The sequence below is a fragment of the Agaricicola taiwanensis genome (assembly GCF_014635245.1).
Classification (GTDB): Bacteria; Pseudomonadota; Alphaproteobacteria; order Rhizobiales; family Methylopilaceae; genus Agaricicola; species Agaricicola taiwanensis.
Window position 1 is genome coordinate 773,630 of the sequence record NZ_BMCP01000002.1, and the last position, 19,561, is coordinate 793,190.

Sequence of the window (19,561 nt, forward strand, 5' to 3'; positions counted from 1 at the left end):
CGCCGGCCGGTGTCCTCAGTTAGGCGAGGCGGGAGATGCCCAGGCTCTCGAGATAGGCGGTCGGATTTTCGGGATCGAAGACCTTCCCATCGAAGAAGGTTTCCTTGCCACGTGAGGTGGAGCTGGGAATGTTCTCCACACCCAGTTCCTTCGCGGCCTCGCGCCACAGATCCTCGCGGTTGACCTGCGCGATCAACGCTTTGGTATCGGTGTTTTCCTTCAGATAGCCCCAGCGGATGTCCTCGGTCAGGAACCAGAGGTCATGGCTCTGATAGGGATAGGAGGCGTTATTGGCCCAGTACTTCATCGCGAAGGGGCTGTTCTCGACCACCTTGCCGGTGCCGTAATCGAAGTTGCCCTTCATGCGCTCGACCACGTCCTTGTAGGGAGCGTTGATCCAGTTGCGCTTGGAGCTGATTTCCGCCAGCTCTTCCCTGTTCTCGTGTTTGTCGCACCACATCTGGGCTTCCATCACTGCCATCAGCAGTGCCTTTGCGGCCCTCGGGTTCTTGTCGACATAGTCGGCGCGCAGGGCGAAAGCCTTCTCCGGATGTCCGTTCCAGAGTTCGCCCGTCGTCAGGGCCGTATAGCCGATCTCCTGGTTCTTCAGCTGCTCATTCCAGGGCTCGCAGACGCAGAAGCAGTCCATGGTGCCAACCTTCATGTTGGCGACCATCTGCGCCGGAGGCACCACGATGGTCTGAATGTCCTTGTCGGGATCGATGCCACCGGCCGCCAGCCAGTAGCGGATCCACAGATCGTGGGTGCCGCCGGGGAAGGTCATGGCCGCCTTCACTTGCCTGCCGGACGCCTTCTTCGCCTCCAGAGCCGCCTTGAAGGGAGACGCATCGGTGCCGAGCTTGAGGTCGATGTATTCCTGGCCGACCGAAATGCACTGGCCGGCAAGATTGAGCCGGGAGAGGATCATCATGGGCGTCGGCTGATTGTTCTGCGTCATCGCCCCTGACGTGATGAGGTAGGGCATCGGCGTGAGGATATGGCCGCCATCAATCCCATTGCCGGCGGAACCCAACACGATGTTGTCGCGCGTCGTGCCCCAGGACGACTGCTTGACCACCTCGACATCAGGCATGCCGTATTTTTCGAAGATGCCCTTTTCCTTGGCGACGAACAGCGGACCGGCATCGGTCAGGGCGATGAAACCGAGCCGCGCCTTGGTGGTCTCCGGACCGGCTCCCTGAGCGAAGGCGCCACTGGGAAAACCGAGCCTGATGGCCGAAGCCACGGCGGCGGTGCCGGCGGCCGATTGCAGCAACCTGCGGCGGGTCATGCCCTTGGTCGTCGATGTCGCCACGTGTCACCCCTCATGTTCGGATCGCCCCTCAGAGCGCCCGCCTCAGCCGGAAAATAAAAAACGCCGCCGAACCAAGAACACGGGCCAGATAGCAAGGCCTCGCTGCTTCAGGTTCGAGCGACGTCGTTGTCGATCGTGCGGGATTACTAATCCCGCTATGGTGCCGATCGCCGTTGATCGGATCATTACTAAGATAGGACGAGCGAAGGTCTCGTCACATCTGCACTTTAGGTTGTTTCCAGTATGAAGCCGCTGCTTCTTTCCGCAAGACGAAAGTTTGTGCACTGCATGATGTAATTTTGTGCATCAGCGTCAGGTCGGATTGTCAGAAGGGCGTATTGCTCGTTCCAGGCTCGGTTCTCAGCTTAAAGTCCCCGATGTAGGCGTCGAGACGCGCGGGATCAAAGATGCGGCCGTCGATGAACCCATCGTTCTGGAGGCCCTCCACCTTGCTGTCGGCAGGGGGAAACGCGATTGCCGCTCCGGCGAGCGCCGCACGATAAATATCTGGCCGGTAGGCCGATGCAGCCACCGCCGCCTGTTCGGCGCGATGCTCGACCTGTCCCCATCGCACCATCTGGCTGTAGGTCCAGAGGGCCTGACTGAGCCAGGGAAAATTCGCGTGTTGGCCGTGGAAGGTGAAGTAGCCCGGAATTGAGCGATGTCGACCATCCGGATCGACGGTCAAATCGCCCGCCAGCAGGCGTTCCAGCATACGGGGAGAGGCCCCGACATAGTTTTCACCGCTCAACATGACCGCAAGATCCGCATGGTTCTCCGGCGTGTCACACCAGCGTGCCGCCGCATCCAGTGCCACGATCAATCGCATCAAGCTCTCAGGATTAGCCTCGGCCCAGTCCGGCCGCACGCCCAGCACTTTTTCCGGCGCCGACGGCCATATGTCGGGCTTGGTTGCGACGATGCGGCCGACCCCGCTCTCGACCGCCATGATGTTCCAGGGGGCGTTGACGCAAAAGCCATCGATGGCACCCATGGCCAGCGCATCAGCTGTAAGGGGCGGCGGCACGACTGTCATGATGACATCGCGATCCGGATGAATGCCGGCCGACGCCATCCAGAAGCGGAATTCGTAGTTGTGCGAGGAGAATGGGTAGGTCATGGCGAAGACTGGCGGCGGCTTGCCTTCAGCCCTGCGCCGGTCGATGACATCCTTTAAAGCGCGAGCATTGGTGAGTGCGTCCTCATCACCTTTGAGGCCGCACATTGCTTGCATGTCCCTGTAGAGCGCGATTGAAAGCGTAATGGCATTGCCGCCTCGGCCGAGGGCGAAGGGCGCGAAGCTGGGATAGGGATTGGATCCGATGCCCAGCACGGAAGCCACCGCCATTGGGCTGAGCATATGCGCCACATCGAACTGGCGGAAGGCGAGGCGGTCGCGGATGTTGGACCAGGAGACGTCCCGGATGAGTTGCAGCTCGAGTCCTTCACGAGCCGCGAAGCCAACTTCGACCGCGGCCACCAGAACCGCAATATCGATCAGTGGAATGAAACCAGCACGCACCAGACGGGCTTCATTACCGCGCACCTGCGCGGGGCGGGCCAATCCCGATGTTGTGGCAGGAGCAGTCATCGCGGAACCTCTCTATTGCCCCAGCAAGGCGGCAGCGGTGACCACGCTGCGTGCGATATCAGCCATTCGGCGCTTCTCGTTCATGGCGGTCTGGCGCATCAGGGCGTAGGCCTCTTCCTCGCCCAGTCCGCGCGATTTCATGAGGATGCCCTTGGCCCGTTCGATGATCTTGCGCTCCTCGAGCTGGCTCTTGGCCGTGTCCAACTCGCGCTGCAGGCGCTCAAAAGCGTTGAAGCGACTGACCGCCATATCGACGATGGGCTTCACGCGCTCCATGCGCAGGCCATCGACGATATAGGCGGAGACGCCGGCATCCACCGCGGCCTGGATCATGTCGCCGTCGGACTGATCTACGAACATGGCCACGGGGCGCGAGACAACACGCGACACCTGAAACATCTGTTCCAGCACGTCGCGGCTGGGATTCTGAAGATCGATGATGATGACGTCAGGATCGATCTCGGTCAGGCGGCGCAGCAGGCTCGCCGTGCTGGCGATCACTTCGATTTCCGTGTGTCCGGCCGCACGAAGCCCCTCGACCAGAATCGCCGCACGCAGGGCGTTCTCATCGATGACAGCAACGCGAAGAAAAGGAGGAGCCATCTGGTAGGACCGACCCGCCACTGTATCAGCAGGTATCCCATGCAAGGCAGATGCCAGCAGGCATCGGACGAGGTGCGAAGGTGTGGCCTCTAGTCGGACAATCCTAGCCGCAGAAAGCGGCACGGCGCGCCCGCGCGGATCTCACCCTCGTGGGCCGGCCGGACCAACAGGGCGTCCGCCAGGGCGAGAGATCGCGTCATGGACGAATCCTGCACATCAAATGGGCGGATGGCGATGCCCTCCGGCCCCTCGGACAAGGTTGCGCGCATGTAGTCCTCGCGAGGCCCGTTTGCGGGAAGATCGCTCGCCAGCGTCGCCACTTCCAGAGATGGCAGCAGATCGGTTCGGCCCTGGAGTTTGCGAAGCATCGGCTTGAGGAAGAGAAGCGCGCAGATCTGCGCGGACACCGGATTGCCAGGCAGGCCGAGGAGGGGGGTCTCGCCGAACCAGCCGAAGATCATCGGCTTTCCCGGGCGCATGGCGATCTTCCAGAAATCGAGCCGCATGCCCTCCTGTTCGAACACCTGGCGGATCAAGTCGTGATCGCCGACGGATGCGCCTCCAAGCGTGATGAAGACATCCGGCCGCATGTCCCGCACGCGCGCAATGGCCGCCTTCAGATCCGCGACTGTGTCACGGGCGATGCCGAGATCATGGGCGATGCCGCCCTCTGCCTCGACCATGACCGCCAGTGCGGTGCTGCTCGTGGCGATGATCTGATCCTTGCCCGGCATTTCCCCGGGCAGCACCAGTTCGTCTCCGGTCGCGAGGATGGCGACAGTCGGACGGCGGCGTAAAGGCAGGCTGGCATGACCGAGACCGGCCGCGAGCCCAAGATCCCTTGCGGTCAGCCTCCGGCCGGCATCGAAGACGATATCGCCTTCCTGAAAGTCGAGGCCGCGGTGCCGAATATTCTGGCGGGCCTTTACCTCGGCCAGCGGTGTCAGGAAGTCGCCATCGCGCTCGGCATTTTCCTGGATCAGCACCGCGTCGGCCCCATTAGGCAGCGGTGCGCCTGTGAAGATGCGCACGGCCGTGCCGGCGGCGAGCGTGCCGTCAAAGGCGCAGCCGGCCTGGGACGTTCCGATGATTGTCAGCTGTCGGCCAGGCTCCGCATCGGCGGCCCGCAGCGCATAACCATCCATGGCGGAGACGTCGAAGGGCGGCTGCGTGCGCAGGGCCTCCAATGGTGCCGCGAGGATCCGGCCATGGCTCTGGGAAAGCGGAACCCGTTCGGCGCTCAGCGGCGCCACGCTTGTGAGGATGCGCTCCCGGGCCTCATCGACCGATAGCATCAGGCGCCTCGATCCGCGAGGCTCAAGTCGCCGGAGCGGCCGCCGGTTTTTTCCAGAAGGCGGATGCCTTCGATCCGCATGCCGCGATCGACGGCTTTTGCCATGTCGTAGATGGTGAGGGCGGCGACCGTGACGGCGGTCAGAGCTTCCATCTCGACGCCAGTCATGCCCGTCACCTTTGCGGTCGCCTCAATCCGCAGCCCCGGCAGGTCGTGGTCGGGGGTGATGTCGACGCCCGCCCGCGCAAGCGGCAAAGGATGACACAGAGGGATAAGGTCGCTGGTGCGCTTGGCGGCCATGATACCTGCAAGACGCGCGGTGCCGACGACATCGCCCTTCTTGGCGTCACCCTTGAGGATCAGTTCCAGCGTCTCCGGCGCCATGCGCACCAAGGCTTCGGCGACCGCCGTTCGGGTCGTCACAGGCTTGTCGGAGACATCAACCATATTGGCCTCGCCCGTCGCGCCGAGATGGGAGAGGCGCGGACCGGTCATGGCTTTAAGCCTCGACCGGGGCGAGAAGAGTGCGGGTGGCCGCCGTGACATCGACCTGGCGCATCAGGCTTTCGCCGACGAGGATCGTGTTGACGCCGACCTGGGACAGACGCTGCACATCCGCGGCGGTGAAGATCCCGCTTTCGCCGACGATGATCCGGTCCGCCGGCACGAGCGGCGCCAGCGTCTCCGTCACCTCCAGCGAGACATCGAAGGTGCGCAGATTGCGATTGTTGATGCCGACCAGGCGCACATCGAGCTCGAGGGCCCGGTGGAGTTCCGGCTCGTCGTGAACCTCGACCAGGACATCGAGGCCGGTATCCGCCGCCGCCTTGGCGAGATCCTGCGCCTCCTGATCCGAGACAGCGGCCATGATGATCAGGATACAGTCGGCGCCCCAGGCCTTCGCTTCAAGCACTTGATAAGGATCGAACAGGAAGTCCTTGCGCAGGCACGGCAATCCACTGGCCTCCCGCGCCTGCGCCAGATATTCCGGCGCACCCTGGAAGGACGGAGCATCGGTTAGGATCGAGAGGCAGGTGGCGCCGCCCGCGGCATAGGCCTCGGCCAGCGCGGGAGGATTGAAGTCGGCGCGGATAAGGCCCTTGGAGGGGCTCGCCTTCTTGATCTCGGCGATGAGGGCGGTTCCACCGGCATCGACACGCTCGGCGATGGCGCCGGCGAAGGACCGGACCGGCCGAGTGAAACCGGGCGTCGCCTGAAGGGCCGATACTGGCACACGTTCCTTGGCTTCCGCGATCTCGCGGCGCTTGTAGGCTTCGATGCGGGTAAGAATATCCGTCATGCCGCTACCTGTTCGAAACCGCGACCAGCGCCTCAAGACGCGCCATCGCGGCTCCCGTGTCGATCGATTCTGCTGCCTGTCTCACGCCTTCGACAAGGTCGGGCGCTTTGCCGGCGACGGCGAGGGTGGCCGCGGCATTGAAGACGGCGATGTCACGATAGGCGTTGCGGGCGCCTTCAAGCACAGCACGCAGCGCGTCTGCGTTGTGCTTGCCGTCACCGCCCTTGAGGTCTTCCGCGCGTGCTCGGGAAAGACCTACATCTTCCGGCGAGATCTCTTCAACCGTGACACCGCCGCCGTCCAGACGCGCTACCGTGGTCGGGCCGGTGGTTGTGATCTCGTCAAGCCCGTCAGAACCATGCACCACCCAGGCCGCCTCGCTGCCGAGCGTGCGCAGCACCTCGGCCACCGGCTCAACCCACTGGCGCGAGAAGACACCCACCATCTGCCGCCGGACGCCGGCGGGATTGGAGAGAGGTCCGAGCAAGTTGAAGATGGTACGGACACCAAGCTCCGTGCGGGCGGGGCCGACATGGCGCATGGCGCTGTGATGGTTCGGCGCGAACATGAAGCCGATGCCGGCCTCTGCGATGCAGGCGCCGATCTGCTCGGGCGTCAGATCGAGATTGATGCCGAGAGCGGCCAACGCATCGGCTGCGCCTGATTTCGACGACAGGGCGCGGTTGCCATGCTTGGCGACCGGCACGCCACAGCCTGCGACGATGAAGGCCGCGCAGGTGGAGACATTATAGCTGCCGGAACCGTCTCCGCCGGTACCAACCACATCCACGGCGCCCGCGGGAGCGGACACGGTGGTCATCTTGTCCCGCATGACCGAAACTGCGCCGGCTATCTCGTCCACCGTCTCGCCGCGCACACGCAGCGCCATGAGGAAGCCGCCGATCTGCGCGGGTGTGGCCTCGCCCGACATGATGACGTCGAAGGCTGTCCGCGCCTCTTCGAAGGAAAGGGGCGTGCCGGTCGCGATCTTGGCGATGTGAGGCTTGAAATTATCCATCACAGGCCAAGCCTTCCGAGCAGAGTGGCCTTATGCGCCTTCCACTCCCGCGCGATCTCCAGGAAGTTCGCGAACATCACGTCGCCCTGTTCGGAGGCGATGCTCTCGGGGTGGAACTGCACGCCGTGCACGGGATGGGATTTATGCGCCAGCCCCATGATGAGACTGTCGTCGGTCTCGGCCGTCACCTCCAAATCCTTTGGCAGGCTGTCGCGATCGACGATCAGGGAGTGGTAGCGCGTGGCACTCACCGGGCCATTGATCCCCCGGAACACGCTTTTCCCCTCATGCTTCACCGGGGAAAGCTTGCCGTGCACGGGGGTAGGGGCCCGGACCACTTCGCCGCCATAGACATCGCCAATGGCCTGAAGGCCAAGGCAGATGCCAAAGATCGGGATGTCGGGTCCGGCGCGCCGGATCAATTCGCAGGAGATGCCAGCCTCCTTGGGCGTGCAGGGGCCGGGAGAGATGACGATGGCATCCGGCTTTGCCTCCAGCGCATCCTCAACCGTGATCTTGTCGTTGCGATGCACGGCAACATCCGCGCCGAGACGCGCGATGGCATGGAAGACGTTGAATGTGAAGCTGTCGTAGTTGTCGATCAGGAGAACGCGGGTCATGGTCTTGTCCGATGTCGTGGGGAAAAGCTGGTCAGGCTCGTCCCGCGCGCCATCGCTGCCCATGGCGTTGATGCCCTTCTATCACAGGCCGCCGCAGCGGCTCAAACCCTTGAGATCTCGACCGGGCGGCACGCATTACTGCCCCCGTCCGGCACTGCTGGCGAAACGAACGGCCTCTTCGGCGGCCCGGAACAGGGCCTTCGCCTTGTTCACGCATTCCTCGTGCTCGCTCTCCGGCACTGAGTCCGCGACGATGCCAGCGCCAGCCTGCACATACATGCGGCCGTCCTTGATAACGGAGGTGCGCAGCGCGATGCAGTTGTCCATATCGCCGTTGGCGGAGAAGTAGCCGACGCAGCCGGCGTAAACGCCCCGCTTGTCCTTCTCCAGCTCGTCGATGATCTCCATGGCGCGCACTTTTGGCGCTCCCGATACGGTTCCCGCCGGAAAGCCGGCGACAAGAGCCGAAAGCGCGTCGTGGTCGGCTGAAAGTTGTCCCTCGACGTTGGAGACGATGTGCATGACGTGGCTGAAGCGCTCCAGGAAAAACTTGTCCGTTACTTCCACCGTGCCGACCCGGGCCACCCGGCCGACATCGTTGCGGCCAAGGTCGAGCAGCATGAGGTGCTCGGCCAATTCTTTCTGGTCCGCGAGGAGTTCCGCGCCAAGTGCGATGTCCTCCGCCTCGGTGGCGCCGCGCCGCCGCGTGCCGGCAAGCGGCCGGATCGTGACCTTGCCCCCACGCAACCGCACCAGGATTTCGGGGCTGGAGGAGACGATCTGGAAATGTCCGAAATCCAGATAAACCAGGAAGGGCGCCGGATTGACGCGGCGCAGGGCGCGGTAGAGCGCGAAGGCCGGAAGATCGAAATCGCTCTCGAACCGCTGGGACAGGACGACCTGGAAGATATCGCCGGCCGCGATATATTCCTTGGCCTTGGCCACCATCTCCTTGAACTCGTCCGGCGTCGTATTCGACGCCGGTGAGGCAACGGGGAGGGCCGTCGCGGGTGCCGCGTCGGTTTTCGGCACCGGACGATCGAGGGTGTCGAGAATATCCGTCAGCCGGTTGACGGCCCGATCAAGCGCCATGCGGGCGGTCAGTGACGGGTCCGGCCGGACCGGCGTCACCACAGTGATTTCGTCGCGCACCGAATCAAAAATGAGAAGGATGGTCGGGCGGATCAGCGTGGCGTCATCCAGATCGGCACGGTCGGGATTGGGCTCCGGCAGCTTCTCCATCAGCCGGACCATGTCATAGCCGAGATAGCCGAAGATGCCTGCTGCCATGGGCGGCAGCTCCTTTGGCATGTCGTCGATCCTGGACTCCGCGATCAGGCGGCGCAGCGAATCGAGCGGCGGCTCATTGGCCGGCTCGAACGCATCCGGCGACTCCAAGGCGTCGCGGTTGATCGCGGCCGTTTCGCCTCGGCACTTCCAGATAAGGTCGGGCGCCAGCCCGATCATGGAATAGCGTCCGCGCGCGCTGCCTCCCTCCACGGATTCCAGCAAGAAGGTGTTGGCCTTCCCGCTGGCGACCTTGAGAAAGGCGGAGACCGGCGTTTCCAGGTCAGCGACGAGCGTCGTCCAGACGACCTGGGCCTCACCGGCATCATAACGAGCGGCAAAGACACCGAGAGGCGGATCGAAACGCATGTCTATCTTCCGTCAGTAAGCTTCGGCGCTACCGCCAAGGGCGGCGTTCAGCGCGGTCTGGTCGATGGACGAGCCCAGTTCATTCTGGCGCTGCAGCACATAGGTGGTGGCAAGATCGCCTTCCATCATGACCGACAAACGTCCCGCCATCTGCTTGGCAGCTTCGCTCTCAGGATCGAAGGGCGGCACCTCGCTGCCCGTCACCTGGAACACGATCCGCGTGTTCTCCTGGTTGCCCTGGACCTCACCGAAACCATTGACCGGCGTCGCAAAGACCTGGGTGGCCACCACGCGGCCGAGATCGCCCGCGCCTTGTTCCCGGGTCAGACCGGCGGCGGTCTCGACGGTCAGCTTTTCTTCGGCCGCAACATCGGCCAGCGGCGCACCGTCCGTCAGCTTCTTCACGATGTCGGAGGCCTTCGCCGCGAGACGCTTCGCCGTCTCCTCGTTGCGCCATGCCTCTTCAACACGAGCGCGGGCCTCCTCGAAGGTACGATCGCGGCTGGGGGTGACGTCGGCGACTTCATACCAGAGATAGCCGTTGCCCGGCGTGCGCAATGCCTCGTTCTCCAAGCCCACCTCGGCCTCAAAGGCCTGCTGCAGCAGGCCATCGGCCTGGGGCAGGGAAACAGTGTTGCCGTCCGTTCCACGCCCTTCGGCATCGACCGCTTCCACGGTCTGCACCTCCAGACCCTGTTTGGAGGCGATTTCCGACAGTGTTAGGCCACCGAGACGATCTTCCTCGATCGCGTCGTGCTTGCTTCCGACGTCTGCCTGCGCACGCTCATTGGCGATCTCGGTCGCGAGTTCCTGGCGCACGTCGTCGAACGGGCGGGTCGTGCCGCCCTCAATGGCGCGCACCCTGACCAATGCCGGGCCGAAGCTTCCCGCAACGGGACCGCTGACCGCGCCCTCGGCAAGGCTGAAGGCCGCCTCGGCCACCGCCGGATCGATCACTTCGTTGCGCCGAAGTGTCCCGAGCGAGATGGCTTCGACCGTCTGCCCCTGTTCGGCAACGAGATCTTCGAAGCTCTTGCCTGACGCGAGCGACTGTTTGGCCGCTGCGGCTTCTTCCGTGGAGCCAAAACGCAGCTGATCGATGGTTCGCCGCTCCGCCTGGGCAAAGCGCGACTGCTGCTCCTCATAGCGCTTGCGCAGGTCCTCTTCCGAAACGGTGGAGGGATTGGCAAGGGCTCCGGGCGACAGCGGCAGCAGAGTGAGCTTGCGATATTCCGGTGCACGGAAAGCGGCCTTACGTTCCTCAAAAAAGGCGCGAAGCGCCGTCTCATCGGGCAGGGCGACCTCGCCCAGCGCGCTTGTGCCGACGGTCAGATAGGAAATGCTGCGCTTCTCATTGGTGTAATGATGCGCCGCCTCCAGCATGGGGCGGGGCGCCCTGACATCGGATGCCAGCCCTTCGATGATCTGGCGACGGCGCAGGAAATCGCGCTGCAGATCCACAAAGGCGGCTTCACTCAGGCCGTTGGCGGCCAGCACCCGGCGAAAGCGGTCCACGTCGAAGGTGCCGCCCGGGGCAAAGCTCGGGTCGTCGCGCACGCTATCGACCACAGTTTCATCGGTGACGTTCAGCTTCATCTGCCGCGCAGTCTGGTCAAGCGCCGCCTCCGCCATCATTTCGCCCAGCACCTGACGGTCGAGCCCCAGCATGCGGCCTTCGGCCGGTGTCGGCTGGCGGCCGAGCTGGCTCGCCGCCTGGCGAAGCGCGTTGTCGAAGCCCTGCCTGAATTCCTGTTGGCTGATCTCGCGGTCACCCACCTCGGCCACATTGGCCTGAGTGACACTGCGAAAGACATCGCCGATACCCCAGACCGCGAAGCTGGCGATAAGCAGGAGAAGCAGCGTTTTGGCGACCCAGCCGGCGGAGCGGGAGCGAAGAGCCCGAAGCATGAAGTGGGGTATCCTGTCGTCTTGGTTGTCTTGAAGCCTGGTCGCCGGCCGGCGACGGCGGCGGATCATAGGGATGAGAGACAAGCGCCGCAACCGGATGGGCTTGGCCTTTTCGTCCCATCTCTGCTAGGTCGCGCGCAGATAATCAACTCACGAGAGCGCCATGACCGAGAAAGCCCCCCGTCCCCTTGTCGCTGGAAACTGGAAGATGAACGGCCTCAGCTCCGCTCTGGAGGAAATCGGCGCGATCGCGGACGGTGCGGCATCGGAGGCCGCGGGCGATGCGGAAGTTGCCATCTGCCCGCCGGCAACGCTGCTCGTGCTGGCGGCGGAGACGGTCGGCGGCGCCATCGCCCTGGGAGGGCAGGACTGTCACCCAAAGGAATCGGGCGCCCATACCGGTGATATCTCGGCGGAAATGCTGGCCGAACTTGGAGCCTCCTACATCATCGTCGGTCATTCGGAACGCCGTTCGGACCACGGCGAAACGGATGCGCTGGTGCAGGAAAAAGCCAAAGCAGCGTGGCGCGCCGGGGTTGTGCCGATCGTCTGCGTCGGCGAAACCGAGGCTGAACGGCTTGAGGGAAAAGCTCTGGAGGTTGTCGGGCGCCAGCTTCAGGATTCGATCCCCGGCGGCGCAACGGCGGATAACCTCGTGGTGGCCTATGAGCCCGTTTGGGCCATCGGCACCGGCCGCACGCCGACCAATGAGGACATCGCTGAAATGCACGGCCACATGCGCAAGCTCCTCATCGAGCGCTTTGGCGCCAATGCGGAAGGCGTCCGGCTGCTCTACGGCGGCTCAGTGAAACCGGCCAATGCCTCCGAGATTCTGGCGATCGCCGACGTCAATGGCGCCCTTGTGGGCGGCGCCAGCTTGAAAGCAAAGGATTTCCTCGCCATCTGCGAAGCCTACGCCTGATCGTCACATAAGGCGGAAAGGCGGGTAGAAACCGCGGCGCGCGTGGTGTAGAGACACGCTCAAACGGAACCCCGGACACCATGCATACGGTAATTATCGTCATCCACCTGATGGTCGTGCTCGCGCTTGTCGCGGTCGTTCTCCTGCAGCGCTCGGAGGGCGGCGCGCTCGGCATCGGGGGGGGAGGCGGCTTCATGTCGAGCCGCGGACAGGCCAATGCGCTGACCCGCGCGACGACGGTTCTGGCCATCCTGTTCTTCGGCACCAGCCTGGGACTTGCTCTTCTGGCTCGCGGCGAAACCGGCGGCGGCAGGTCCATCTTCGACCAGCCCGGCGCGACCGCGCCGGCCGGCACCGAAGGTCAGGGCCTGCTTCCGCTGCTGCGTGGTCCGCAAGGCTCCAACGGTGAGACGTCCGAGCAGCCGCAACCGCCGGCGCCTCCGGCTGACGGTGCACCAACGGCTCCCGCCGCGCCGAACGCAGGTCAGCAGCCCACCGCTCCACAGCCCCCGGCTGAGACACAGCCGGCGCCGCAGCAACCCGCTGCGCCGCAAGCACCCGTTTCGCAGTAATGCCCAGCTTATCCACAGCAGCGCCGCAGGGTTATCCAGACCTCGCGGCGCTGCCTCCGCTTGTTCGCATGCCGAATCGATTCTAGGTCGAAGCCATGGCCCGATATATTTTCATCACCGGAGGCGTGGTCTCCTCTCTCGGCAAAGGTCTGGCCTCTGCCGCCCTTGGCGCGCTCCTGCAGGCGCGCGGCTTCAAGGTTCGGCTCCGCAAGCTGGATCCTTACCTCAACGTCGATCCGGGCACGATGAGCCCTTATCAGCACGGCGAGGTCTATGTGACCGATGACGGGGCAGAAACCGATCTCGACCTCGGGCACTATGAGCGCTTCACCGGACGGCCGACGTCAAAGCAGGACAACATCACCACCGGCCGGATCTATCAGGAAATCATCGCCAAGGAGCGGCGGGGCGACTATCTCGGCGCCACCGTTCAGGTGATCCCGCATGTGACCGACGCCATCAAGGAGTTCGTTCTCACCGGCAACGAGGGTTATGACTTCGTGCTCGTGGAAGTGGGCGGCACCGTGGGCGACATCGAGGCGCTGCCGTTCTTCGAGGCTATCCGCCAGATCGGCAACGACCAGCCGCGCGGCCATTGCATCTATATCCACCTGACGTTGCTGCCGTTCATCCCGAGCGCGGGCGAGCTTAAAACCAAGCCGACCCAGCACTCGGTCAAGGAGTTGCGTTCCATCGGCATCCAGCCCGACATCCTGCTGTGCCGGACCGATCGTCCGATCCCCAAGGATGAGCGCCGCAAGCTCGGACTCTTCTGCAATGTGCGTGAAAGCGCCGTGATTGAAGCCCGGGACGTCGGCACCATCTATGAGGTGCCGATCGCCTATCACAACGAAGGCCTCGACCAGGAAGTGCTGGCGGCCTTCGGCATCGACACCGCACCACAGCCGAACCTGACCGGCTGGAACGAGATCATCGACCGGATCAAGAATCCGGAAGGCGAAGTCACCATCGCCGTGGTCGGCAAATACACCGGCCTCAAGGATGCCTATAAGTCGCTCATCGAGAGCCTGGCCCATGGTGGCATCGCCAATCGGGTCAAGGTCAACCTCGACTGGATCGAAGCGGAAATCTTCGAACACGAGGATCCGACACCCTTCCTGGAACATGTCCACGGCATCCTGGTGCCGGGCGGCTTTGGCCCGCGCGGCGTGGAAGGAAAGATCAAGGCGGCAACTTTCGCCCGCGAGCGTAATGTTCCTTACTTCGGCATCTGTCTCGGCATGCAGATGGCCGTGGTGGAGGCGGCACGTAACCTCGCCGGAATCGAGGGCGCCAACTCCACCGAGTTCGGCCCGGCCACCGAGCCGGTTGTCGGCCTCATGACGGAATGGCTGCGCGGCAATGAGCTGGAGCAGCGCAAGGAAGGCGGGGATCTGGGCGGCACCATGCGCCTGGGCGCCTATCAAGCGCGCCTGCTGGAAGGGTCGAAAGTCGCCGATATCTATGGCTCGACTGAAATTTCCGAACGGCACCGCCACCGCTATGAGGTCAACACGGCCTATGTGTCGCGGCTGGAGGAAAAAGGCATGCGCTTCTGCGGCCTTTCCCCGGATGGCATCCTTCCTGAGATCGTCGAGATCGAGGGACATCCCTGGTTCGTCGGTGTTCAATTCCATCCGGAGTTGAAGTCACGGCCATTCGAACCGCACCCGCTGTTCGCCTCCTTCATCGAGGCGGCGGTAGTCCAGTCACGCCTGGTTTGATGGCCATGACCGCGCGAGGGCTCGATCATCTCGTCGTCGCCACGCACGATCTCGATGCCGCGGCGAAGACCTGGGACAGGATCGGCTTCCAGGTCGGCGCGGAGAACAAGCATCCCTTCGGCACCAAGAACCGAATCATCCAGATGCCGGGGTTCTTTATTGAACTCGTGGCGATCAATGATCCTGCGGTGATATCAGAGACTTTCGGCCGCAATTTTTCGTTCGCCGCCTTCAATCGGGATTTCCTGACGCGCGCGGGCGAGGGGCCATCGATGCTGGCTCTTGAAAGCCGTGATGCAAAAGCCGATGCCGCCGCCTTCGTGAAAGGCGGGATCGGTGACTTCGAGCCCGTCTTTTTCGAACGCCGCGGCCTTCGCCCCGACGGGTCGGACGTGCATGTGGCCTTCACTCTGGCATTTGCCGAAGATCCTACGATGCCGGATGGGAGTTTCTTCGTGTGCCAGCAGCACCGGCCGGACGACTTCTGGAACCCGGCCTTCCAGAGCCATGCCAATGGCGCCGTCGGGATCTCCTCGGTAATGCTGACCGCCGAAAATCCGACCGACCATCACGTTTTCCTTTCCGCCTTCACCGGCATCCGGGACTTCATCTCAACCTCCACGGGGCTCGTCTTCAAAACCCCACGCGGCAGCGTGGAGATGATGACGCCGATCGCCTTCGCGCGCCGCTGCGGCGTGATGGTCGACGATGCGCCCCGGCTGCGCGGGCTCAGGGTGCGGGTTGCCGATCTCGATGAGACGGCCATGCGCTTTGAAGCCAGTGGCGTTCAATCGGTGAGAAAAGGGGACTGGCTTGTCCTTGGACCGGAGGAGCTGACGGAGACGGTCATCGTCTTTGAGCAGGCCTGAACTCACCCCATGGCTGCATTCCAGTCATGCCTTGTGAGCGCGCCGTGCCCGCAGTAGGTAAAGCGCCATGAAAGCAAACCAGACCGTCACCCTCGGCTCCGTTGCCTTTGGCAATCATCTGCCGCTCGCGCTGATCGCCGGCCCTTGCCAGATGGAGAGCCGCGACCATGCGCTGGAAACCGCTTCCGCGCTGAAGGAGATCGCCGGAAGGCTCGGCATCGGACTTGTCTACAAATCCTCCTTCGACAAGGCGAACCGGACCAGCGCCAATGCCGCACGCGGGATCGGGCTTAAGGAGGCACTGCCGATCTTTGCGGAGATCCGCGAGAGTCTGGCCCTGCCGGTGCTGACTGACGTGCATGAGATCTATCAATGCGCGCCAGTGGGTGAGGCGGTCGATGTCCTGCAGATCCCGGCCTTCCTGTGCCGGCAGACAGACCTTCTCATCGCGGCGGCGCAAACCGGCAAGGCCGTCAATGTGAAGAAGGGGCAGTTTCTCGCGCCCTGGGACATGGCCAATGTGGTGGCCAAGGTCATCGGCGCGGGCAATGCCGATGTGCTGGTCACCGAGCGGGGTGCATCCTTCGGTTATAACACGCTGGTGTCCGACATGCGGGCCTTGCCGGTGCTGGCTGAGACGGGCGCTCCGGTGATCTTCGACGCCACCCATTCCGTGCAGCAGCCCGGCGGCAAGGGCTCGTCCTCCGGCGGACAGCGGGAGTTCGTGCCGGTGCTCTCGCGTGCGGCTGTGGCGGTGGGGGTCGCCGGCGTCTTCATCGAAACGCATCCCGATCCTGACAATGCCCCATCCGACGGCCCCAACATGGTGCCGCTGGACGAAATGGAAGCGCTGCTTCGCCAGTTGATGGCCTTCGACAGGCTCGCCAAGGGCGGGAGCTGATAGAGCCATGCCCCAGGTCGTCATCATCGGGGCAGGCATTGTCGGGCTTGGTGCCGCATGGCGCCTCGCGCAGGCAGGCGTTGCTGTCGCGGTGTTCGACAAAGGCCAAGCAGGGTCGGGCGCGAGCTATGCCGCCGCGGGCATGTTGGGCGGTTGCGCCGAGGTTGAGCCCGGCGAAGAGATGCTGACGCGGCTCGGCCGGCACAGCCAGCTTCTCTGGCCGGGATTTGCAAGCGAGCTTCTAGAGGCCTCCGGCGTCGACGTGAACCTTCGGACCGAAGGCACGCTCATGCCCGCCATCACGGCAGACGATCGTGCGCGCCTGCAGCATCATATCCACCTGCAGAAGGCGCTGGATCTTCCGGTGGAATGGCTGACCGCTGTCGATGCCCGCCAGCGCGAGCCCTATCTAACCCCATCCCTTCAGGGCGCGCTCTGGGTGCCCGACGACCACCAGGTAGACAACCGCAAGTTGGCCCTGGCACTGAAGATCGCGGCTGAGCGGGCAGGGGCGGTGCTGCGCGAGGAGACCGAGGTTGCTTCTCTGCTGCTCAGCGACGGCCGCGTCTGCGGCGTGCGGCTGAGAGACGGTGAGGAGATCCGGGGCGACACCGTCGTGCTGGCCGCCGGCGCCTGGTCGCGCCTGATCGAGGGCCTGCCCAAGGATGAACGCCCGCCCGTGCGGCCCATCAAGGGCCAGATGCTGGCGCTCGGCATGGACCCCGAGGCGCCACTGGTGCGGCATGTCATCCGGGGCGCTGGAATCTATCTCGTGCCGCGCGTTGACGGACGGCTGATCGTGGGCGCGACCACTGAGGAAAAGGGCTTTGACGGTCGCCTCACGGCCGGCGGCATGCTGGCGTTGCTGGAAGCCGCCTGGCGCTTGATTCCCGGCATCGAGGAATTACCTCTGGGGGAGAGCTGGGTCGGCCATCGGCCGGGTAGCCGGGACGATGCGCCCATTCTGGGGCGCGGCCCGGTGGAAGGCCTGGTCTATGCGACAGGGCATCACCGCAACGGTGTGCTTCTGGCGCCGGTCACGGCAGATGCCGTGCGGGACATCGTTCTCGATCGGCCGGTCGGCAATCTGATCTCAGCTTTTGGTTTTGAACGCTTCAGGTCTAGAACAGCAGCATGACGACGGAAAACACCATTCGCGTAAACGGCGAAACAGAAGCGCTTGCGGAAGCCACCACCCTTTCGGTCCTGCTTGCCGACAAGGGTGTGGACGCAGGCGCCAAGGGCGTCGCCGTGGCGCTCAACGGGCGCCTGGTGCAGCGCGCCACATGGGCCGAAACGCCTGTCGCAGCAGGCGATGTACTTGAGATCGTCCAGGCAAAGCAGGGCGGATGACCAACAACATGTCCGACCCACTTGTTATTGCCGGCCGCAGTTTTCAAAGCCGCCTCTTCCTCGGCACCGCTGGATATCCCAACCAGAAGGTGATGCTGGATGCGCTGAAGGCCAGCGGATCGGAAATGGCAACCATGTCGATCCGGCGCATGGACCTCAGCGGCACAGAGGAAGGTCTCCTCGATGTCATCCGCGGCAAGGTTCACCTCCTGCCGAACACGGCGGGATGCCATACCGCACACGACGCGCGGCTGACGGCGGATCTTGCCCGCGAGGCGCTGGAGACGAATTGGATCAAGCTGGAGCTGATCGGCGACCGTGAGCTCCTTTATCCCGATATCGTGGAGCTCGTGCGCACGACGGAGGAACTGGTCAACGACGGTTTCGTGGTGCTGCCTTACTGCAACGACGATCCCATCGCCTGCCGCCGCCTTGCGGATGTCGGCGCGGCCGCGGTCATGCCGCTCGGCTCCCTGATCGGCTCGGGGCAGGGCATCGCAAACCCGCGCATGATCGAGCTGATCTGCGAGCGCAGCCCCGTGCCGGTGGTGCTGGACGCCGGCATCGGCACGGCCTCCGATGCGGCACAGGCCATGGAGCTCGGCTGTTCCGCCGTTCTCCTCAACACCGCTGTATCAAAAGCGCTTGATCCGGTGCGCATGGCCTCCGCGATGAGGCTCGGCGTCGAAGCGGGACGCGGCGCGCGTCTTGCCGGACGGATGCCGAAGCGCGACTTTGCCGAGCCTTCGAGCCCGCAGCTTGGATTGATCGGCGGGTGACGGATCTGCCGCAACCGCCGTTGCTGCTCATCACCGACAGGCATCAGGCTGTCCGCCCTCTGCACGAGATCGCAGAGGCCGCCTTCAGCGCCGGCTGCCGTTGGCTGTCCATCCGGGAAAAGGATCTTCCCGCCTCGGACCTGCAAGCGCTCGTTGCCGACCTCATGGTCGTGGGCGAGCGATATGGTGCGAGAATCGGCCTTCACGGCACGGCGGATCAAGCTCGGGCGCTCGGCGTCGGGGCCGTCCACCTCGCCTCCGGTTCGGATGTCACCGCCGCACGCCGCACCATGGGGCCGGAAGCCTTGGTGGGTATCTCCATCCACAGCGCCGACGACGCGGCGGAGGTCGACCCTCTGCTGGCAGATTATGCCGTTATCGGCCCTGCCTTCGTCACGCGGAGCAAGCCGGGCTATGGACCCGCGCTGGAGACGGCCGGTATCGCGGCAGCCGCGCGTCGGTCGCGGGTGCCGCTGCTGGCGGTTGGTGGAATAGACATGAACAATGCGGCAGGCATGTTTCCCGCCGGAGCGGCCGGAATCTGCGTCATGGGCGGCATCATGCGCGCGCCAGATCCGGCACGCGACATCGGCTGCCTCGTAACCGCGATCGGCGGTCAGCGCGGACGATAGGTGGGAACGCCCTGATCAGGCGCCCAGACGCCTTCCGGCAAGCTGCCGTGCTGCCAGAAGACATCGATCGGGATGCCCCCGCGCGGGTACCAGTAGCCGCCGATGCGCAGCCAGCGCGGGGCGATCAGCTCTACCAGACGCTTGCCGATGCCGACCGTGCAGTCCTCATGAAAGGCGCCATGGTTGCGGAAAGAGTGCAGGTAAAGCTTCAGGGCCTTGGATTCCACCAGCCACTGATCCGGCACGTAATCAATCACAAGCGTCGCGAAATCGGGCTGCCCGGTCACGGGGCACAGCGAGGTGAACTCGGGGCAGGTGAAGCGGGCCAGGTAGTTCGTGTCCGCATGCGGGTTGGGCACGCGGTCGATCACCGCCTCCTCGGGCGAGGTGGGCGTGGGCGTCAAATGCCCGAGTTGCAGGTCCTCGGTGCGAGTCATCTTTTTTCCTTCGCAATCTTCTGCGCGAACTGTTTGCCGCGCGCCGTGCCACTGCGTATAAGCGCGG

The 19,561-nt window shown here is 64.1% G+C and carries 20 protein-coding genes; 9 read left to right on the forward strand and 11 right to left on the reverse strand.

Annotation, left to right across the window (positions count from 1 at the left end; translation table 11 throughout):
* Window positions 1-19: 19 nt before the first annotated feature.
* From IEV58_RS11010 to IEV58_RS11055, 10 genes are all read right to left on the reverse strand, one after another.
* Window positions 20-1,315 carry a CmpA/NrtA family ABC transporter substrate-binding protein gene (locus IEV58_RS11010; protein ID WP_229729361.1) on the reverse strand — a complete coding sequence of 432 codons (1,296 nt, stop codon included), beginning with the start codon at window positions 1,313-1,315 and terminating at the stop codon, window positions 20-22.
* Window positions 1,316-1,640: 325 nt separating this feature from the next.
* The gene (locus IEV58_RS11015) at window positions 1,641-2,906 is read right to left on the reverse strand and encodes a CmpA/NrtA family ABC transporter substrate-binding protein (RefSeq protein ID WP_188409784.1); all 1,266 of its coding nucleotides are present in this window, start codon (window positions 2,904-2,906) and stop codon (window positions 1,641-1,643) included.
* Window positions 2,907-2,918: 12 nt separating this feature from the next.
* A complete protein-coding gene (locus tag IEV58_RS11020) occupies window positions 2,919-3,509 on the reverse strand; it encodes an ANTAR domain-containing response regulator (RefSeq protein ID WP_188409785.1) in 591 nt (196 codons plus the stop codon).
* An 89-nt stretch (window positions 3,510-3,598) separates the two neighbouring features.
* On the reverse strand, window positions 3,599-4,804 hold the full coding sequence (locus IEV58_RS11025) for a molybdopterin molybdotransferase MoeA (protein ID WP_188409786.1): 1,206 nt from the start codon (window positions 4,802-4,804) through the stop codon (window positions 3,599-3,601).
* On the reverse strand, window positions 4,804-5,298 hold the full coding sequence (moaC, locus tag IEV58_RS11030; RefSeq protein ID WP_229729362.1) for a cyclic pyranopterin monophosphate synthase MoaC: 495 nt from the start codon (window positions 5,296-5,298) through the stop codon (window positions 4,804-4,806). Before moaC ends, IEV58_RS11025 begins: the two co-directional genes overlap by 1 nt.
* Before the next feature lie 4 nt (window positions 5,299-5,302).
* Window positions 5,303-6,103, reverse strand: a complete 801-nt coding sequence (gene trpC, locus IEV58_RS11035; RefSeq protein WP_188409788.1) for an indole-3-glycerol phosphate synthase TrpC — start codon at window positions 6,101-6,103, stop codon at window positions 5,303-5,305.
* A gap of 4 nt (window positions 6,104-6,107) precedes the next feature.
* Window positions 6,108-7,124, reverse strand: coding sequence for an anthranilate phosphoribosyltransferase (gene trpD, locus IEV58_RS11040; RefSeq protein ID WP_371873620.1), 1,017 nt, complete (start codon window positions 7,122-7,124; stop codon window positions 6,108-6,110).
* Entirely contained in the window at window positions 7,121-7,804 is a 684-nt protein-coding gene (locus tag IEV58_RS11045; protein WP_229729363.1) for an anthranilate synthase component II, read from the reverse strand. Before IEV58_RS11045 ends, trpD begins: the two co-directional genes overlap by 4 nt.
* Window positions 7,805-7,876: 72 nt before the next feature.
* On the reverse strand, window positions 7,877-9,397 hold the full coding sequence (trpE, locus tag IEV58_RS11050) for an anthranilate synthase component I (protein ID WP_188409790.1): 1,521 nt from the start codon (window positions 9,395-9,397) through the stop codon (window positions 7,877-7,879).
* Between the two features lie 12 nt (window positions 9,398-9,409).
* On the reverse strand, window positions 9,410-11,305 hold the full coding sequence (locus IEV58_RS11055; RefSeq protein WP_188409791.1) for a peptidylprolyl isomerase: 1,896 nt from the start codon (window positions 11,303-11,305) through the stop codon (window positions 9,410-9,412).
* Window positions 11,306-11,468: 163 nt separating this feature from the next.
* On the opposite strand from IEV58_RS11055, the gene tpiA reads away from it, so the two are divergent.
* The 9 genes from tpiA (at window position 11,469) to IEV58_RS11100 (ending at window position 19,057) form a co-directional block, all read left to right on the forward strand.
* Entirely contained in the window at window positions 11,469-12,227 is a 759-nt protein-coding gene (gene tpiA / locus IEV58_RS11060; RefSeq protein ID WP_188409792.1) for a triose-phosphate isomerase, read from the forward strand.
* Window positions 12,228-12,307: 80 nt separating this feature from the next.
* The gene (gene secG / locus IEV58_RS11065) at window positions 12,308-12,799 is read left to right on the forward strand and encodes a preprotein translocase subunit SecG (protein ID WP_188409793.1); all 492 of its coding nucleotides are present in this window, start codon (window positions 12,308-12,310) and stop codon (window positions 12,797-12,799) included.
* Between the two features lie 95 nt (window positions 12,800-12,894).
* Entirely contained in the window at window positions 12,895-14,523 is a 1,629-nt protein-coding gene (gene pyrG, locus IEV58_RS11070; RefSeq protein ID WP_188409794.1) for a CTP synthase, read from the forward strand.
* A gap of 5 nt (window positions 14,524-14,528) precedes the next feature.
* Complete coding sequence (locus IEV58_RS11075) at window positions 14,529-15,392, forward strand: VOC family protein (RefSeq protein WP_188410291.1); 864 nt, start codon at window positions 14,529-14,531, stop codon at window positions 15,390-15,392.
* Window positions 15,393-15,459: 67 nt separating this feature from the next.
* Complete coding sequence (gene kdsA / locus IEV58_RS11080; RefSeq protein WP_188409795.1) at window positions 15,460-16,293, forward strand: 3-deoxy-8-phosphooctulonate synthase; 834 nt, start codon at window positions 15,460-15,462, stop codon at window positions 16,291-16,293.
* A gap of 7 nt (window positions 16,294-16,300) precedes the next feature.
* Window positions 16,301-17,431 carry a glycine oxidase ThiO gene (thiO, locus tag IEV58_RS11085; protein WP_188409796.1) on the forward strand — a complete coding sequence of 377 codons (1,131 nt, stop codon included), beginning with the start codon at window positions 16,301-16,303 and terminating at the stop codon, window positions 17,429-17,431.
* A complete protein-coding gene (thiS, locus tag IEV58_RS11090; RefSeq protein WP_188409797.1) occupies window positions 17,428-17,646 on the forward strand; it encodes a sulfur carrier protein ThiS in 219 nt (72 codons plus the stop codon). The genes thiO and thiS overlap by 4 nt, the downstream gene beginning before the upstream one ends.
* Window positions 17,647-17,654: 8 nt before the next feature.
* Entirely contained in the window at window positions 17,655-18,425 is a 771-nt protein-coding gene (locus IEV58_RS11095; RefSeq protein WP_188409798.1) for a thiazole synthase, read from the forward strand.
* Window positions 18,422-19,057 (forward strand): thiamine phosphate synthase, encoded by a 636-nt coding sequence (locus IEV58_RS11100; RefSeq protein ID WP_188409799.1) that lies wholly within the window; start codon window positions 18,422-18,424, stop codon window positions 19,055-19,057. The genes IEV58_RS11095 and IEV58_RS11100 overlap by 4 nt, the downstream gene beginning before the upstream one ends.
* On the opposite strand, the gene queF is transcribed toward IEV58_RS11100, so the two are convergent.
* Complete coding sequence (queF, locus tag IEV58_RS11105) at window positions 19,042-19,494, reverse strand: preQ(1) synthase (protein ID WP_188409800.1); 453 nt, start codon at window positions 19,492-19,494, stop codon at window positions 19,042-19,044. The genes IEV58_RS11100 and queF overlap by 16 nt on opposite strands.
* Window positions 19,495-19,561: the final 67 nt, after the last annotated feature.

What these genes read in the sequence shown, in the direction of transcription:
- IEV58_RS11015 (WP_188409784.1), bottom strand. Translation starts at nt 2,906, where the DNA reads ATGACTGCTCCTGCCACAACATCGGGATTGGCCCGCCCCGCGCAGGTG.
- IEV58_RS11020 (WP_188409785.1), bottom strand. Translation starts at nt 3,509, where the DNA reads ATGGCTCCTCCTTTTCTTCGCGTTGCTGTCATCGATGAGAACGCCCTG.
- IEV58_RS11025 (WP_188409786.1), bottom strand. Translation starts at nt 4,804, where the DNA reads ATGCTATCGGTCGATGAGGCCCGGGAGCGCATCCTCACAAGCGTGGCG.
- moaC (WP_229729362.1), bottom strand. Translation starts at nt 5,298, where the DNA reads ATGACCGGTCCGCGCCTCTCCCATCTCGGCGCGACGGGCGAGGCCAAT.
- trpC (WP_188409788.1), bottom strand. Translation starts at nt 6,103, where the DNA reads ATGACGGATATTCTTACCCGCATCGAAGCCTACAAGCGCCGCGAGATC.
- IEV58_RS11045 (WP_229729363.1), bottom strand. Translation starts at nt 7,804, where the DNA reads ATGGGCAGCGATGGCGCGCGGGACGAGCCTGACCAGCTTTTCCCCACG.
- trpE (WP_188409790.1), bottom strand. Translation starts at nt 9,397, where the DNA reads ATGCGTTTCGATCCGCCTCTCGGTGTCTTTGCCGCTCGTTATGATGCC.
- IEV58_RS11055 (WP_188409791.1), bottom strand. Translation starts at nt 11,305, where the DNA reads ATGCTTCGGGCTCTTCGCTCCCGCTCCGCCGGCTGGGTCGCCAAAACG.
- tpiA (WP_188409792.1), top strand. Translation starts at nt 11,469, where the DNA reads ATGACCGAGAAAGCCCCCCGTCCCCTTGTCGCTGGAAACTGGAAGATG.
- secG (WP_188409793.1), top strand. Translation starts at nt 12,308, where the DNA reads ATGCATACGGTAATTATCGTCATCCACCTGATGGTCGTGCTCGCGCTT.
- pyrG (WP_188409794.1), top strand. Translation starts at nt 12,895, where the DNA reads ATGGCCCGATATATTTTCATCACCGGAGGCGTGGTCTCCTCTCTCGGC.
- IEV58_RS11075 (WP_188410291.1), top strand. Translation starts at nt 14,529, where the DNA reads ATGACCGCGCGAGGGCTCGATCATCTCGTCGTCGCCACGCACGATCTC.
- kdsA (WP_188409795.1), top strand. Translation starts at nt 15,460, where the DNA reads ATGAAAGCAAACCAGACCGTCACCCTCGGCTCCGTTGCCTTTGGCAAT.
- thiO (WP_188409796.1), top strand. Translation starts at nt 16,301, where the DNA reads ATGCCCCAGGTCGTCATCATCGGGGCAGGCATTGTCGGGCTTGGTGCC.
- thiS (WP_188409797.1), top strand. Translation starts at nt 17,428, where the DNA reads ATGACGACGGAAAACACCATTCGCGTAAACGGCGAAACAGAAGCGCTT.
- IEV58_RS11095 (WP_188409798.1), top strand. Translation starts at nt 17,655, where the DNA reads ATGTCCGACCCACTTGTTATTGCCGGCCGCAGTTTTCAAAGCCGCCTC.
- queF (WP_188409800.1), bottom strand. Translation starts at nt 19,494, where the DNA reads ATGACTCGCACCGAGGACCTGCAACTCGGGCATTTGACGCCCACGCCC.